Genomic DNA, 14892 nt, shown 5'->3' with positions numbered 1-14892 from the left:
CGCACTTGCCGCTGAAGAATCCGCACCTGGCCGAGCAGGCAAAAGAGATCTGGCGGCTGGTTGGCGCAGGCGCGCTTGCGCTCGCCTGCGACATGTCGCGGGAGATCGACTGGCAATTGCAGGCGCTGACGCAGTCGGGCGCAACACAACAGTGAGCGGTTAAGCCGTCCTATCCACCGAGGACGACGAGTCGGCCGGCGGATATTTCGTCACCGGGACCATGAAGGACTTGGTGCCAACCTGGTAGATGACTTTGCCGTTCTGTCCGTCGTCCGTCGCGATCTGCGCCTGTCCGAACATGATGACGTTCTTGTAGACGATGCCGGTGCCCTGCCGGGTCGTGCCGTCGGTGGTGACGCTGACCTGCGCTTCATTGCCGTTGACGGAGAGCACCTTGAAGCTCGCGCTCTTGCCGTTGTCGCTGGAATAGCCGCCCCAGCTTCCCATGAGCCGGCTGTCGGAGGCTGGCGGCGCCTGCTTCTCGAGCGTCGCGGTCTGCTTGCCGGCGCCGCCCGCGGAGAACAAGAGCACGAGGTTCTTGCCGTCCTTGGTGCCGACCGTGACAGAACCGAACGTGATAAGCGCGCCGCTGACCTGGGCAAAACCACGTTCGGTGTGCCCATTGTGGGTGTACTCCACCTGGGCGCGGCTGCCACGGATGTTGACGACCTTGAAGCCGACCGGCTGGTTGTTGCCCGCCCAATTGCCCTTCCACTCACCGAGCAGAGCGCTTTGGTGATACATCCGCTCATTGGCGGGGGATATCTGGCTTGTGCTTTGCGTGACGATGGCCATGAGCTTGCTCGGTGAATGGCCCGGCGAATTCGCCTGCTTTCGCGCAACGGCAGGCGCCGTCAGACACATTCAGACACATATCGATTAGGACCACGCCACAGTTAACGAGCGGTTAATTTCAAGCGCCTGACACGATGAGGTAAATGGTCTCGTCGGGCTTGGCCGTCATCGGCCCCAGCGATCCGACCAGATCTTCTCGCCGATCGTGCAGCTCACACGCGGCTCCTTGTCCGCCACGCGCACCACCGGACGCTCGGGTGTGCGGCCGGCGACTTCCATCAGCAGCTTGGTGCGGATCGCCTCCTTGAACTTCTCGCGATCCTTGATCGGGATCACGAAGGAGCCGGGACCGCCAATGACGCAATCCTCGTAGTAGTAGTCGAGATTGTCGATATCCATGGTCGAATAGGACGGCTCCTTGACCATGATCGGCAGGCCGTTGATGACGATGCCCTTCTCGAGCGCGGCATCGCGCGCCAGGGTGACCGGGCCGCCGTTGTTGTTGGGACCGTCGCCGGAAATATCGATGACGCGACGAAGCCCGCGATAGGGATTTTCATCGAACAGCGGCATCGCAAATCCGATCGCACCGGAGATCGAGGTACGCGAAGCCCGACGGATCGGCGTCTTCATGATCTCGGCCGAGACCGCGTCCGCCGTCTCCGGTCCGTCGATGAGGCGCCAGGGGATGATGATTTTCTGGTCGGAGGACGCAGCCCATTCGAAATAGGTCACCGCGATCCTGCCGTTGGGACCGGCCTTCAGCGCCTGCAAGAAATCCTTTGACTGGATTGCCTGCGCGTACCCCTCGCGCTGGATCGCGAGCTCGTCCATGTCCATGGAGTAGGAGACGTCGACCGCGAGGACCAGCTCGACATCGACCGACTGCGCATCATTGTCGGCCGCCAGCCGCTGCGGTTGATGTCGTGACGGTTCAAATTTCGGCGGTTCAAATTTAGGACTTGGTGCCGCAATGCCCGCGACGTCCCCTCCGGCAAGCACGCCGGCCACCAGCACAGCCCCGATCGAGAACAGCAAGCGCATCGCAGCCTCCCGTCGTATGACGCGATGGTGACATGCAAACTCCCTGCCGCAAAGCACGAAGATCGCTTGCGCTTCACATTCCGGTTAGAGATTTGCAGGGTAGAGATTTGCAGGTTCAAGGTTTGCGAGTTGGGTTGTCGTACGCCAGCGCGAAACCGCCGCGATGTCGCCACGCTTGCGTCCCCACGCATTCAAGCGGCGGGACAGCACGCCCCACCCACTTGTTCCCGGCGATTTCCATGCTAGGTTGACCGCACAGATGGGGATGGAGTCCCCCGACAACCGCCCGGCGGTCGAATGACTGTGGTGGGCTGATGACTCCTGCTCGAGGAGAGGCAATTCGGCCTCTGCCTTTGGCGGGAGCATGGACCAACCCGCCGATGGCGGGTTTTTTGTTGCCTGAAAGCGAAGGCCAGGAGGAAAGCCAAGAGGATGTCCAGGACGTGAAGGCGACGACGTGACGACCACACCGAATGCTGCCGCACGCACCAAGCTGCCCAGTGGGATCTGGGTGCTCGGCTTCGTCTCGATGCTGATGGACGTCTCTTCGGAGATGATCCACGCGCTGCTGCCGGTGTATCTGGTCACCGTGCTCGGTGCCTCGACGCTCACCGTCGGCTTCATCGAAGGCATCGCAGAGGCAACCGCCGCGATCACCAAGATCTTCTCCGGAGCATTGTCGGACTGGCTCGGCCGGCGCAAGCTTCTCGCCGCCCTCGGCTATGGCCTCGCCGCCCTGACCAAGCCGCTGTTCCCGCTCGCCCCCAGCGTCGGCTGGCTGGTCGCGGCGCGCTTCATCGATCGCGTCGGCAAGGGCATTCGCGGCGCGCCGCGCGATGCACTGATCGCCGACATCTCGCCGGCCGGCCTGCGCGGCGCGAGCTTTGGCCTGCGGCAGTCGCTCGACACGATCGGCGCCTTCGTCGGACCACTCGTCGCGATCGGCCTGATGTGGTGGACGGCGGATCATTTTGTCGCCGTGTTCTGGGTCGCCGTGGTACCGGCGTTCCTGTCCTTCGGGCTGATCACGTTCGCAGTCCACGAGCCGGAGCCGGATCCGGACCGGGCGCCTGCGAAGAATCCGCTCAACGGCGCTGCGATGCGCCAGCTCGGCTCCGTGTACTGGCGCGTCGTCACAATCGGCGTGGTCTTCACGCTCGCCCGTTTCAGCGAGGCCTTTCTGATCCTGCGCGCCCAGAACATCGGCCTCAATGCGATGTGGGTGCCGGCGGTGCTGGTGCTGATGAACATCACCTATGCGCTCTCGGCCTATCCGGCCGGCGCGCTGTCGGACCGGATCAACCGGACCGCCCTGCTCGCCCTCGGCCTCGTCGTTCTCGACGGCGCCGATCTTGCTCTCGCGCTGCTGCCGAGTCTGTCCGGCCTCGCGCTCGGCGTCGTGCTGTGGGGGCTGCATATGGGACTGACCCAAGGCTTGCTCTCGGCCCTGGTCGCAGATGCTGCACCGTCAAGCCTGCGCGGCACCGCGTTCGGCTATTTCAATCTCTTCACGGGCCTTGCGATGCTGGCTGCGAGCGTCATCGCCGGCGCCCTGTGGGACGCCTATGGTCCTACGGGAACGTTCCTCGCCGGGCTCGGCTTCGCACTGGCCGCGCTCGTGGGACTACTCGCCATCGGCAACGGCTTGACGGTGGAGGACAAGGGATGATGGGGAGCTGTTCATCGTGCTGAGCGGAGCAATCGCAATCATCGTCGGCAGCGTGCTGGGAGGCTGTGCCCGCTATTTCATCTCCGGCGCGATCGCGCGGCGGCTGGGCGAGACGTTTCCCTGGGGCACCATGACGATCAACGTCACCGGCGCCTTCCTGATCGGCATCTTCGGTGCGCTCGCGACCCATCCCGGCTCCGCGTTCGCCGCGCCCAATCCGTGGCTGTTCGCGGTGACGGGCTTCCTGGGCTGCTACACCACAGTGTCCTCGTTCAGCCTGCAAACGCTGACACTCGCCCGTAACGGTGAGCCGGTGCACGCACTCGGCAATGTCGCATTCTCCGTCGGACTGTGCCTCGCCGCTGTGAGCTGCGGCTTCCTCCTTGCGGACCGTCTGGGAGGCTAGCGGCAGATGACCTCCCCCTCTGCGGATCGCTGGCGCACGGCGATGCTCTATGCCTGGGTTGCCGCCGGCAGCATCGTCGGCGGGCTGACGCGTTATCTGGTCGGACTCGCCCTCGATACCGGTCCTGGCTTTCCCTTCGCGACGTTGTTCATCAATGCGACGGGCTCGCTGATCATCGGCTTCTACGCAACGCTGACCGGCCCCGACGGCCGCATACTGGCGCGCCCAGAGCACCGGCAGTTTGTCATGACCGGCTTCTGCGGCGGCTACACCACCTTCTCGACCTTTAGCCTGGAGACTTTCCGCCTGTTTCACGGCGGCATGAAATATACCGCGCTCGCCTATGTCGCGGCGTCCGTCGCCTGCTGGCTGGCGTCGGTATGGGCAGGGCATATGATCGCGAGCCGCTACAACCGTCTGACCAGGAGTTGACCATGCAGATCCCCAATCAGGCCGTTTCGCTGCGGATCTTCATCGGCGAGAGCGACCATTTCGACGGCAAGCCGCTCTATGAAGCCATCGTGATGACGGCGCGCGAGCGCCACCTTGCGGGTGCCACCGTGCTGCGCGGCCCGATGGGATTCGGCAAGTCGAGCCGGCTGCACACCTCGAAGATCCTGCGGCTCTCGGAAGACCTGCCGCTGTTGATCGAAATCGTCGACAGCGAGGACAACATCAACGCATTCCTGCCCATCCTGGACGGCATGATGTCGAGCGGCCTGATCACCTTGGAGAAGGTGCAGGTCCTGCAATATGGTACGAAGACCGTGAGCTGATCGCTCCGGCTGGGAACCCGACCCGCCGTGTCCAGGAGGCGGAATGAACGACACCGTCACCACGCCGAAAACCAGGACCAGAACCAAGGTCGAGCGGCCGAAGCTGCACAAGGTCATCCTGATCAACGACGACTACACCCCGCGTGAGTTCGTCACCATGATCCTGAAGGCCGAGTTCCGCATGACCGAGGATCAGGCCTACAAGGTGATGATCACCGCACACAAGCTCGGCGCCTGCGTCGTCGCCGTCTTCACCAAGGACGTCGCCGAAACCAAGGCGACGCGTGCCACCGACGCCGCCCGTACCAAGGGCTATCCGCTGCTGTTCACGACGGAGCCGGAGGAATAGGCCGCGCGGCCTCGAGTTGATCCTAGAGCCGTGCCATGATGATTTCGTCGTGGCAGATGCCGTCGCCTCCACAAGCGCGATGTATTTTCGCTCGCGGGCGACGACGTCGACGGCCGCACGGAAGGCGTCTGCGTCGGCGAGCCCGATCTGGCGGAATTCGACGGTCATGAGTGAGCCCGCTGCTTCACGCCATTACCGCTGGCGTCTCCTCGGCCAGCCCGTAGACGCGCTGGGCCTTGGAAAATCCCGCGATTGGAAAGTCGCCGAGTTCGCGCCAGCCCTCGCGGCAGACATTTGCAAAGCCCTCGGACACCACGACGGTCCGCCCCAGGCGGCCTGCGATCTTCTCCAGCCGGGCTGCGAGATTGACGGCCGGGCCGATGCAGGTGAAGTCGAGCCGGTTGCCGCCGCCGATATTGCCGTAGAGGATATTGCCGACATGCAGCGCGACGCCGAAGCGGAAGCGCTCGATGACGTCGCCGACCGGAAAGGCGAGCGCCTCGACGCTGGCGCGGGATTCGCGCGCGGCTTCCAGCACGCGCGTGCAGACATGCGCGGCATCGCCGATATATTCATCGATCGGGAACACCGCGAGCAATCCGTCGCCCATGAATTTCAGCACCTCGCCGCCATGGCCGCGGATCGCCGTGACCTGGCAATCGAAATAATGGTTGAGGATCTCGACCACCGTCTCGGCCGGCAGCCGGTCCGACAACGCAGTGAAGCCGCGCAGATCCGACAGCCAGATCGCGGCCTGCATGGTGTCGTTGTGGCCGCGGCGGATCTGGCCGCCGAGGATGCGCGCGCCGGCGCGGTTGCCGACATAGGTGTCGAGCAGCATCTCGGCGGTGCGGCGCAGGCTGACGATCTCGTTGACGCGCGCGAGCGGCGCCATGATCATCCTGATCGCCGCGACGTCGTCGTCGCTGAAACCGCCGGGTTGGCGCGTGACCCAACTCGTGGCATGAATCGAGCCATCGAGAAACGGCATCGGCACCGCGATGTAGTCGGTCACGCCTTCGGCGCGCATGTCGTCGAGGAACGGAAACCGCCTGCTGTCGGGATCGTCCATGCGGCCGCGCACCTCGGTCCCCTGTTCGAACACGATACGAAGCGGGCTCTGCGCGAATTCGGGTGAATCCAGGATATCGAAATCGACGGTGCCCATCTCGACCTTCTGGCCCTGCCGCCAGATGAAGTTGCGGCCGAAGATTTCCGGATGCAGCGTGCGGATGAAGAGACCGAAGCGCGACAGCGGCAGGCCGGCGTCGACCAGCTGTTCACAGACAGCGGCGACCATGTCGGCCGAGGTCCCCGAGGTCCTCGCCCCGTCGATCAGCCAATTCAAGACATGTTGGAGCCCGGAGCTGTCCATGCCCGCATTTGCCGATGAAGTTGTGGAATCGTCAAGCTGCGCGGTGGGCTAGTACCGTGACATGAAGACGTCGGGTTAGCGCCCCACCTGTCCGCGGTCGCGCAGGAAGTGGTCGGCCAACACACAGGCCATCATGGCTTCGCCGACGGGGACGGCGCGGATGCCGACGCAGGGATCGTGGCGGCCCTTGGTGAAGATCTCGGTGTCGGCGCCCTTGCGATCGACGGTGAGACGCGGCTGGAGGATCGACGAGGTCGGCTTCACCGCGAAACGCACCACGATCGGCTGTCCCGTGGAGATGCCGCCCAGAACGCCGCCAGCGTGGTTGGACAGGAAGCGCGTGCCGTCATTGCCGGTGCGCATCTCGTCGGCGTTCTCTTCACCGGTGAGCTCCGCCGCGCCGAAACCGGCGCCGATCTCGACGCCCTTCACGGCGTTGATAGTCATCATGGCGCCGGCCAGATCGGAATCGAGTTTGGCGTAGATCGGGGCGCCGAGTCCGGCCGGCACGCCCTCGGCGACGATTTCGAGCACAGCGCCGATCGAGGAGCCGCTCTTGCGGATGCCGTCGAGATAGGTCTCGAAGAACGCGGCCTTGTCCTTGTCCGGACAGAAGAACGGATTTTTCGCAATCTCGTCCCAGTCCCACTTCGCGCGGTCGATCTTGTGCGGGCCGATCTGCACCAGCGCGCCGCGCACCTTGACGTCGGGCAGCACCTTTCGTGCGATCGCGCCGGCGGCGACGCGCATCGCGGTCTCGCGCGCCGAGGAGCGGCCGCCACCGCGATAGTCGCGCAGGCCGTACTTTGCCTCATAGGTGAAGTCGGCATGGCCCGGACGAAACTTGTCCTTGATCTCGGAATAGTCCTTCGAGCGCTGGTCGGTGTTCTCGATCAGGAGCCCGATCGGCGTGCCCGTCGTCACCTGCACGCCGGTCTCGGGATGCGCCATCACGCCGGACAGGATCTTGACCTGATCCGGCTCCTGTCGCTGGGTGGTGAAGCGCGACTGGCCCGGCTTGCGGCGGTCGAGATCCAGCTGGATGTCGGCCTCGGTGAGCGGGATCATCGGCGGGCAGCCGTCGACCACGCAGCCAATCGCCACGCCGTGGCTCTCGCCGAAGGTGGTGACGCGGAACATGTGGCCGAAGGTGTTGAAGGACATTGCTGCTCGCTGGCTTGGTTCCGGCGTGTGGTAACGCGCGGGGGGCCGGGGGTCAAACCCATGCACTGTCATTCCGGGATGGTCCGAGGGACCAGACCCGGAATCTCGAGATTCCGGGTTCGGTGCTGCGCACCGCCCCGGAATGACGGTGAGTGAGCCTAGCTATACTTGTCCAGCCGGCCGTCGCGGAACACGTAAACCGCGCCCTGCTCGATATAGAGCTCGGCGGCGCTGAGCGGCGTCTCCAGGCCGAGCGAGACCATTAGCGCCCGGCAGGTGCCGCCATGGGCGACCGCGACGGTGTCGGTCCGAAGCTCGTCATACCAGGCGCGCACACGAACCTGGACGTCGGCATAGGTCTCCGCGCCCGCGGGCCCCACCGACCATTTGTCGGCAAGACGCCTGGCATAGATCTCGGGATCCTTCGCCTCGCTCTCGGCCAGCGTCAGCCCTTCCCAGACGCCATAGCCGATCTCCCGCAGGCGGTCGTCCAGCGCATAATCCGCGATCGGCAGTTCTAGCTTGCCGCGCGCCAGCTCCATGGTCTGGCGTGCACGGCCGAGCGGGCTCGACACATAGGGCAGCGCCGCCTTGTCGCGCCCGTCGCGCTTGAGGAGATCGGCGAGGATGAGGCCTGCCTGCACCGCCTGGCCGCGGCCGCGCGCGTTCAGCGGAATGTCCTTGGTGCCCTGGAGCCTGCCGAGCGCATTCCACTCGGTCTCGCCGTGGCGAAGATAGTAGATCGTGGGCACGGGCATTCCAGGTGATGACTAGTCTTTCCCGCCGAGCGAGACATCCGGCGCGTCGGGCCGCTTCATGCCGAGCACGTGGTAGCCGGCATCGACGTGATGCACTTCGCCGGTGACGCCACGCCCCAGGTCGGAGAGGAAATACAGTGCGCTGTCACCGACCTCCTCGATCGTCACGTTACGCCGCAGCGGCGCGTTGAGCTCGTTGTATTTCAGCAGGAGGCGTGAATCGGCGATGCCGGCGAATGCCAGCGTCTTGATCGGTCCCGCCGAGATCGCGTTGACGCGGATTGCCTTCTCGCCGAGATCGGCGGCCAGATAGCGCACGCTGGCCTCCAGCGCCGCCTTGGCAACGCCCATGACGTTGTAGTTCGGCATCCACTTCTCGGAGCCGTAATAGCTCAGCGTGACGATCGAACCGCCGTCGGTCATCAGCTTCTCGGCGCGCTGCGCGATCGCAGTCAGCGAGTAGCAGGAGATCAGCATCGACTTGGAGAAATTGTCCGCAGTGGTGTCGACGTAGCGGCCCTCGAGCTGATCCTTGTCGGCAAACGCGATCGCGTGCACGACGAAATCGATCTTGCCCCACTTCTCCTTCAGCACGTCGAACACCGCATCGATGGTCGAAGCATCGGTGACGTCGCAATGGCCGAGCATGAGCGCGCCGAGCTCGGCGGCGAGCGGCTCGACCCGCTTCTTCAGCGCATCGCCCTGGTAGGTGAGCGCGATCTCGGCGCCTGCCGCCTGGCATGCCTTGGCGATGCCCCAGGCGATCGAGCGGTTGTTGGCGACGCCGAGGATCACCCCGCGCTTGCCCTGCATCAGTCCTTGCATCAGACCTGAATTCTGCGCCATTTGCTCACGTCCTGTAGCTCTCGTTAAGGTCTGGAGGTACACCAGCCCTCCCCTGCGGTACAGTCCTAATACGCGGCGTTAACGCTGTTTCCTGCGCCGGAATAGCCGTTCCATTCGGGTGTTATGATCGCTATGGGCGCTCGCGCCTGATGTGAAGGACGTCAGCACGGCAATGAATGCGTTTCGACAGAGCGTAGAGGCCATGATCCCGGCGTTGCGCCGCTACGCCCGCGCGCTCACGCGCGATGCGGATGCGGCCGACGATCTGGTGCAGGACACGCTGGTGCGTGCGTTGCGTTCGGAGCGCTTGTTTCTGGGAGGCGACGTCAGGAGCTGGCTCTACACGATCCTGACCAACCTCAACAAGAACCGGCGGCGCTCGCTGGCAAGACGGCCGCAATTCATGCAGCTGACTGAGAACAATCCGGATGCCAGTGGCACGGAGGCCGAAGGACGCGACATCGAGCGGGCACTCTCGACGCTGGTCGAGGAGCAACGCTCGGTGCTGCTGCTGGTGATGCTGGAAGGCATGAGCTACCGCGAGGTCGCCGATATCCAGGGCGTGCCGATCGGCACCGTCATGTCCCGCCTGGCGCGCGCCCGCGCACACGTTAAAGCGTCGCTGGAGGGTGAGCGCCCTGCGCTCAGGCGGGTGAAATGATGGCAGGATTGATGCATCGCGCACGCCGCGTCCGCCGCACGGAGCGAGAAGCAACGCCGTTGAACCGATATTTTGGGCCGCAGAGCCAGAGACGACCGATATGAACGACCAGAGAATTTCAGTGACTGAGGACGAGCTCCACGCCTATGTCGACGGCGAGCTGCCGGCTGAGCGCGGCGCCGACGTCGAGGCGTGGCTTGCAGCCCACCCTGACGATGCCGAGCGGGTTCAGTCCTGGCGCGCCATGGCCGAAAGGCTGCACGCCCGCTACGACAGCGTCGCCCAGGAGCCGGTGCCGGCGCGGCTGGAGCTCGAACGGCTGGAGCGCCGTCCGCGGCAATGGCTCTACGGTGCGGTTGCGGCTACGCTGGTCGCCTTCATCGCCGGCGGCACGGCCGGTTGGGTGGCGCATGGCGCCGCCAACGCTCCCTCGACTTTCCAGAACTTTACGACGGATGCGCTCGACGCCCACCGCCTCTATGTCGTCGAGGTCCGCCATCCCGTCGAGGTCGGCGGCAACGAGCGCGACCATCTGCAGGCTTGGCTGACCAGGCGCTGCGGCTGGACGGTGTTCGCCCCCAATCTGGAAGGAAGTGGGCTGAAGCTGGTCGGCGGCCGGCTTTTGCCGGGACCGAACGGCCCGGCCTCGTTTCTGATGTATGAGGGCGCCTCGGGCGAGCGGTATACGATCTACACCGCCAAGACCGAGAGTGGTGCGACGCAAATGCGGTACGCAAACACGGAGAAGGACGGGGCGCTGTTCTGGGCCGAGCGCGGTGTCGGCTACGTCGTCAGCGGCGGCGGCGCCGACCGCGATCGCCTGACCAAGGTGGCGCAGGCGGTCTACGACCAAGCCGAGAAAAACGGCAGCTAAGCAAGCGCGCATAGCCCAAGCTTTGCTGGGCGTCCTTCAAACAGCGCGGTGCCTCGATTCCGTCATTGAAAATCTGGAATCAAGACATGTGTGCGTCTCATTATCGCACCGGGTGCTCACGCGAATATGAGCAGCGTTCGATCCGCCGATCGACGCGGGCGGCCTCGATTGGGGTTTTTGGTACCGCGCTGGTCCCCCTCTCGAGGCCGCACCTTTTTATCGGCTGCCCCGCCGGACAGTCGACACGTCCAGCCCATGAAGCGCTACCACGCCTCAGGCATATGATGAGCATCATCTCCCGGACGATGCTCTAGGCCTTTAGGAGGACCCCCTTCAGTTCGATCTCGCCCTAACCGAGCCCGCTACGTGGATTGTAGGGGTGCTGGTCCCGCCACTTCTCCATCAATGCTTCAAGCTCGGCGTCGTTCCCGTCCGGTAGCATAATCCTGATGGTGACGAAGAGATCCCCGGTTCCACCAGATTTTGGCAAGCCCTTACCTTTGAGGCGGAAGGTTCGGCCGCTGGAGGTGTTTTTCGGGACCGAGAGTTCCACGGCATTGCCGAGCGTGGGCACGCGAACCTTGCCGCCGAGCACAGCATCATAGAGCGTGACCGGGAGATCGATCCGCAAGTCCGGACCCTCTATCTTGAAGAAGGGATGCGGCGCGATGCTGATGGTAATCAGGAGATCCCCAGGCGGATGGCCTTGCGCGGTTTCACCCTGGCCCCGCAGCCGGATCTGCTGGCCTTCGATGACACCCGCCGGAATCTTGACGTTGAGCTCCTTGCCATTCGGCAGCCGGACGCGCTTCTCGCCGCCCTTGACCGATTCTTCCAGCGAGACCGACATGGCGACGTTGACGTCGAGATCGAGCCCGATCCCACCGGTGTCGAATTCAAACTGAGCACCGCCGGCACCCGGCCGCGCGCCGCGCGCCCCGCCGAACATGCTGTTGAGAATGTCCTCAAATGCGCCCGCGCCCTGGCCGGGGCCTGCGCCACCGCCACGAAAGCTGTAGCTCTCGAACCCGCCGGGACCCGCGCGACCGCGCGGCCCGCCGCCGCCGGGAAAGCCCTGGAAGCGCGGCTTGCCCTCGGCGTCGATCTCGCCGCGATCGAACTGCTTGCGCTTGTCCTCGTCGCCGATGATCTCGTTAGCCGAATTGATCTCGGAGAAGCGCTCGGCGGCCTTGGGATCACCCTTGTTGCTGTCGGGATGATGCTTCTTGGCCAGCTTGCGATAGGCGCTCTTGATCGCGGCAGCGTTAGCGCTCCGCGGCACCCCCAAGACCTCATAGGGGTCGCGCATCCGTCACGTCTCCTTCAAGAATTCAAAATGTTCAAAGGGCTCCCCGCCCCACCTGCGATCCATGTGGGGTCGGCGTGGCATTTTTGCAACTAGCCAGGCTGACCGAATCCTAGCTCCGCCACGGCTTTAGCGTATGAATCTCCCAACGGCCACGGCCGCTTTGGCAGCCGGCGCCCTGGAGCCAGCTTTCGGTCGTCCCGTTGACGTAGCTCGCGAGGAAATCGCGGCACTTGCGGCCATCCTCGGCGGCGTAGGATCGCGCGATCGGCGTCACCGAGCCGCGCGCGCCGGTTTCCGGATTCTCCCAGTGCTGACTGGCATCCTTGTCGCCCCTGCTCAGCACGTCGGACGCCGCGTTGCGGGCGAAGGCGAGATCGGTCTCGGTTGGAGGCACGCCCTTTGCTGGCTGTGCGATCGAGCCGGTGAGGTCGTTGTCGTCGGCCTTGGCGTAGGCGTTGGTGTCCGTGCGGGACATGCTGCAGCCGCCGGCGCCGAGCCCGATCAAAATCATCGTCATGGCAATGCTCAAGGGCCGCATCGCCGATAGGCCAACGCGTCCCCATGCCCTATATAGAGCGAGAGCAGACAACAGCGCGCTTTGGGCCGCGGGACGCAATTCGGACTCCAGACATGACCGACACGACCTCGATGAAACACCAGACACCCTTAACATCCGGTGATTTCACTGCAGCCGACGAGCCTTTTGCGCTGTTCGAGGCCTGGCTGAACGAGGCAATCAAGAGCGAGCCCAACGATCCCAACGCCATGGCGCTCGCAACCGTCGATCCGGAAGGCCTGCCCGACGTGCGCATGGTGCTGATGAAAGGCTTCGATACCGAGGGTTTTGTCTTCTACAGCCACATCGCCAGCCAGAAGGGCCGCGAACTCGCCGCAAATCCTAAGGCGGCTTTACTTTTTCATTGGAAGTCGCTGCGCCGTCAGGTCCGCGTCCGCGGCAACGTGACGCCGGTGACCGATGTCGAGGCTGATGCCTATTTCGCGACGCGACCGAAGCAGGCGCAGATCGGCGCCTGGGCCAGCAAGCAGTCACAGCCGCTCGAAAGCCGATTCGCCTTCGAGCAGGCCATCGCAAAGGTCGCGGCCAAGCACGTCATCGGCGACGTGCCGCGGCCGCCGGGCTGGAGCGGCTGGCGCATCACACCCTCGCGGATCGAGTTCTGGCACGACCGCCCATTCCGCCTGCACGACCGCATCGAATTTCGCCGTGACGCGGCCGGCCAGCCATGGTCCAAGACGCGGATGTACCCCTGAGCCTTCTCTCGATCTTTGGGCCGACCTGAAAGATGTCCATGCCGCATTCGTCCAATGCGCCGCGCCGCACGCTGCTCCTGACCGGAGCGAGCCGCGGCATCGGCCACGCCACCGTCATCCGCTTCTCGTCGGCCGGCTGGCGCGTCATCACCTGCTCGCGGCATCCCTTCCCGGAGGATTGCCCGTGGGACGCGGGCCCCGAAGATCACATCCAGGTCGACCTTGGCGATCCCCAGGACACTTCGCGGGCGATCTCCGAAATCCGCAACCGCCTCGAAGGCGGCACGTTGCACGCGCTGGTCAACAACGCCGCGATCTCGCCCAAGGGCCCGGGTGGCTCCAGGCTCGGCTCGGTCGATACCGACCTCGACACCTGGACGCACGTCTTCCACGTCAACTTCTTCGCGCCGATCATGATCGCCCGCGGCTTAATCTCGGAGCTGAAGGCGGCCAAGGGATCGGTCGTGAACGTCACCTCGATCGCGGGCTCGCGCGTGCATCCCTTCGCGGGCGCCGCCTACGCCACCTCGAAGGCCGCGCTCGCATCACTGACGCGCGAGATGGCCTCGGATTTCGGTCGCGTCGGCGTGCGCGTCAACGCGATCGCGCCGGGCGAGATCGACACCTCGATCCTGTCGCCGGGTACCGAGAAGATCGTCGAACAGCAGATTCCGATGCATCGGCTCGGCACGCCGGACGAAGTGGCCAAGATCATCTATGTGCTGTGCACGGACACCAGCTCTTACGTCAACGGCGCCGAGATCCACATCAACGGCGGCCAGCACGTCTAGGGCCAGGTGACGCATTGAGGATGACGCATGGGCCGGTTTGCGAGCACGGCGTCAACTTATGAGCACTTGCGGCCGCCCTACCCGGGCGTGTTCTTTCGCAACGTCGCGCAGAAGCTCGGCCTCACCGAACGATGCGCCCTGATCGATCTGGGCACCGGCCCCGGGCTGCTCGCGCTCGGCTTTGCGCCCTACGTTGGCCGTATCGTCGGCGTCGATCCCGAAACCGCGATGATCGAGGCCGCGCGACAGGCGGCCGTGCGCGCGAGGCAAGCGCTCACGCTGATCGAAGGCAAGGCAGAATCGCTTCCTCCCGATATCGGTACGTTCGACATCGTCACGATCGGCCGTGCGCTGCATTGGATGGATCGCGATGCGACGCTCGCGCGGCTCGACGGGCTGGTCGCACGCGACGGCGTCGTTCTGATCTGCGCCTCGTTCTCGGTCACCGACGGCCGCAACCCCTGGCTCGACGGCTACAACGAGATCCGCCGCCGCTGGTCACCCGCGAAGCTCTGGGAGGAAGCCGGTCAAGGCGCGCGGACTCATCGCGACCTTTCCGCGTTCTTTCGCGGCAGCGCCTTTGCACCCACCGAGCTCGTCACGGTCGAGACCAGGCACACGGTCAACATGCAGGATCTGGCGCAACGCACGCTCACTTACTCGTCGTCCTCCCCGGAAGCGTTGGGCGACGATGTCGAGGCGTTGCTGCGGGATGTCGAGAACCATCTGGCATCCTTCGGCCGCGACGGCGTGATCGACGAGACCATCGTCTCGACGGCGCAGATCGTGAAGCGCTAGGAGAC

General features: G+C 64.6%; 19 protein-coding genes and 1 riboswitch. Of the genes, 11 read left to right on the top strand and 8 right to left on the bottom strand.

Going from position 1 to position 14892, the window contains the following annotated elements; all coding sequences use genetic code 11:
• Positions 1-5 precede the first annotated feature (5 nt).
• Complete coding sequence (locus tag JQ587_RS06865; RefSeq protein WP_212424800.1) at positions 6-155, top strand: hypothetical protein; 150 nt, start codon at positions 6-8, stop codon at positions 153-155.
• 4 nt (positions 156-159) lie between these two features.
• On the opposite strand, the gene JQ587_RS06860 is transcribed toward JQ587_RS06865, so the two are convergent.
• The gene (locus JQ587_RS06860) at positions 160-795 is read right to left on the bottom strand and encodes a hypothetical protein (RefSeq protein WP_212297717.1); all 636 of its coding nucleotides are present in this window, start codon (positions 793-795) and stop codon (positions 160-162) included.
• A gap of 165 nt (positions 796-960) precedes the next feature.
• Positions 961-1839 (bottom strand): DUF1194 domain-containing protein, encoded by an 879-nt coding sequence (locus JQ587_RS06855; protein ID WP_212297716.1) that lies wholly within the window; start codon positions 1837-1839, stop codon positions 961-963.
• 252 nt (positions 1840-2091) lie between these two features.
• Positions 2092-2170, top strand: a riboswitch (Fluoride riboswitch).
• Positions 2171-2296: 126 nt separating this feature from the next.
• Here JQ587_RS06855 and JQ587_RS06850 point away from each other — a divergent pair.
• Genes JQ587_RS06850 through clpS form a run of 5 tightly spaced genes read left to right on the top strand, consistent with a single transcriptional unit; the run spans position 2297 to position 5039 of the window.
• A complete protein-coding gene (locus tag JQ587_RS06850) occupies positions 2297-3508 on the top strand; it encodes an MFS transporter (protein WP_349629482.1) in 1212 nt (403 codons plus the stop codon).
• A 16-nt stretch (positions 3509-3524) separates the two neighbouring features.
• Complete coding sequence (crcB, locus tag JQ587_RS06845) at positions 3525-3914, top strand: fluoride efflux transporter CrcB (protein WP_433995236.1); 390 nt, start codon at positions 3525-3527, stop codon at positions 3912-3914.
• A 6-nt stretch (positions 3915-3920) separates the two neighbouring features.
• Positions 3921-4346 (top strand): fluoride efflux transporter CrcB, encoded by a 426-nt coding sequence (crcB, locus tag JQ587_RS06840; protein WP_212424799.1) that lies wholly within the window; start codon positions 3921-3923, stop codon positions 4344-4346.
• A gap of 2 nt (positions 4347-4348) precedes the next feature.
• Entirely contained in the window at positions 4349-4690 is a 342-nt protein-coding gene (locus JQ587_RS06835) for a DUF190 domain-containing protein (RefSeq protein ID WP_212424798.1), read from the top strand.
• Between the two features lie 43 nt (positions 4691-4733).
• Positions 4734-5039: an ATP-dependent Clp protease adapter ClpS gene (gene clpS / locus JQ587_RS06830; protein WP_148752581.1), complete on the top strand. Its 306-nt coding sequence runs from the start codon at positions 4734-4736 to the stop codon at positions 5037-5039.
• A gap of 184 nt (positions 5040-5223) precedes the next feature.
• On the opposite strand, the gene JQ587_RS06825 is transcribed toward clpS, so the two are convergent.
• The 4 genes from JQ587_RS06825 to fabI all read right to left on the bottom strand — a co-directional run bounded on the left by JQ587_RS06825 (position 5224) and on the right by fabI (position 9182).
• Positions 5224-6414, bottom strand: a complete 1191-nt coding sequence (locus JQ587_RS06825) for an adenylate/guanylate cyclase domain-containing protein (RefSeq protein WP_212424797.1) — start codon at positions 6412-6414, stop codon at positions 5224-5226.
• 75 nt (positions 6415-6489) lie between these two features.
• Positions 6490-7578: a chorismate synthase gene (aroC, locus tag JQ587_RS06820; RefSeq protein ID WP_212424796.1), complete on the bottom strand. Its 1089-nt coding sequence runs from the start codon at positions 7576-7578 to the stop codon at positions 6490-6492.
• A gap of 158 nt (positions 7579-7736) precedes the next feature.
• Positions 7737-8336: a histidine phosphatase family protein gene (locus JQ587_RS06815; protein WP_212424795.1), complete on the bottom strand. Its 600-nt coding sequence runs from the start codon at positions 8334-8336 to the stop codon at positions 7737-7739.
• Positions 8337-8348: 12 nt separating this feature from the next.
• Positions 8349-9182: an enoyl-ACP reductase FabI gene (gene fabI, locus JQ587_RS06810; RefSeq protein WP_212297710.1), complete on the bottom strand. Its 834-nt coding sequence runs from the start codon at positions 9180-9182 to the stop codon at positions 8349-8351.
• A 172-nt stretch (positions 9183-9354) separates the two neighbouring features.
• Between fabI and JQ587_RS06805 the strand changes: the two genes are divergently transcribed.
• Complete coding sequence (locus JQ587_RS06805; RefSeq protein ID WP_212297709.1) at positions 9355-9843, top strand: sigma-70 family RNA polymerase sigma factor; 489 nt, start codon at positions 9355-9357, stop codon at positions 9841-9843.
• A gap of 100 nt (positions 9844-9943) precedes the next feature.
• Complete coding sequence (locus JQ587_RS06800) at positions 9944-10717, top strand: anti-sigma factor family protein (protein ID WP_212424794.1); 774 nt, start codon at positions 9944-9946, stop codon at positions 10715-10717.
• A gap of 349 nt (positions 10718-11066) precedes the next feature.
• Here the strand turns inward: JQ587_RS06800 and JQ587_RS06795 are convergent, their stop codons facing one another.
• The gene (locus JQ587_RS06795) at positions 11067-12026 is read right to left on the bottom strand and encodes a DnaJ C-terminal domain-containing protein (protein ID WP_212424793.1); all 960 of its coding nucleotides are present in this window, start codon (positions 12024-12026) and stop codon (positions 11067-11069) included.
• Between the two features lie 109 nt (positions 12027-12135).
• Positions 12136-12543 carry an RT0821/Lpp0805 family surface protein gene (locus JQ587_RS06790; RefSeq protein ID WP_212424792.1) on the bottom strand — a complete coding sequence of 136 codons (408 nt, stop codon included), beginning with the start codon at positions 12541-12543 and terminating at the stop codon, positions 12136-12138.
• 113 nt (positions 12544-12656) lie between these two features.
• Between JQ587_RS06790 and pdxH the strand changes: the two genes are divergently transcribed.
• The 3 genes from pdxH to JQ587_RS06775 are packed head-to-tail and all read left to right on the top strand — an operon-like array spanning position 12657 to position 14887.
• Positions 12657-13298 (top strand): pyridoxamine 5'-phosphate oxidase, encoded by a 642-nt coding sequence (gene pdxH, locus JQ587_RS06785; protein WP_212297705.1) that lies wholly within the window; start codon positions 12657-12659, stop codon positions 13296-13298.
• A 38-nt stretch (positions 13299-13336) separates the two neighbouring features.
• Positions 13337-14089, top strand: a complete 753-nt coding sequence (locus JQ587_RS06780) for an SDR family NAD(P)-dependent oxidoreductase (protein ID WP_212297704.1) — start codon at positions 13337-13339, stop codon at positions 14087-14089.
• A gap of 27 nt (positions 14090-14116) precedes the next feature.
• A complete protein-coding gene (locus tag JQ587_RS06775) occupies positions 14117-14887 on the top strand; it encodes a class I SAM-dependent methyltransferase (protein WP_212297703.1) in 771 nt (256 codons plus the stop codon).
• Positions 14888-14892: the final 5 nt, after the last annotated feature.

The sequence above is a fragment of the Bradyrhizobium manausense genome (assembly GCF_018130615.1).
In the GTDB taxonomy this organism is placed as follows: domain Bacteria; phylum Pseudomonadota; class Alphaproteobacteria; order Rhizobiales; family Xanthobacteraceae; genus Bradyrhizobium; species Bradyrhizobium manausense_A.
Note: the sequence above shows the minus strand (reverse complement) of the source record. Positions and strands in the feature narration are given on the sequence as shown.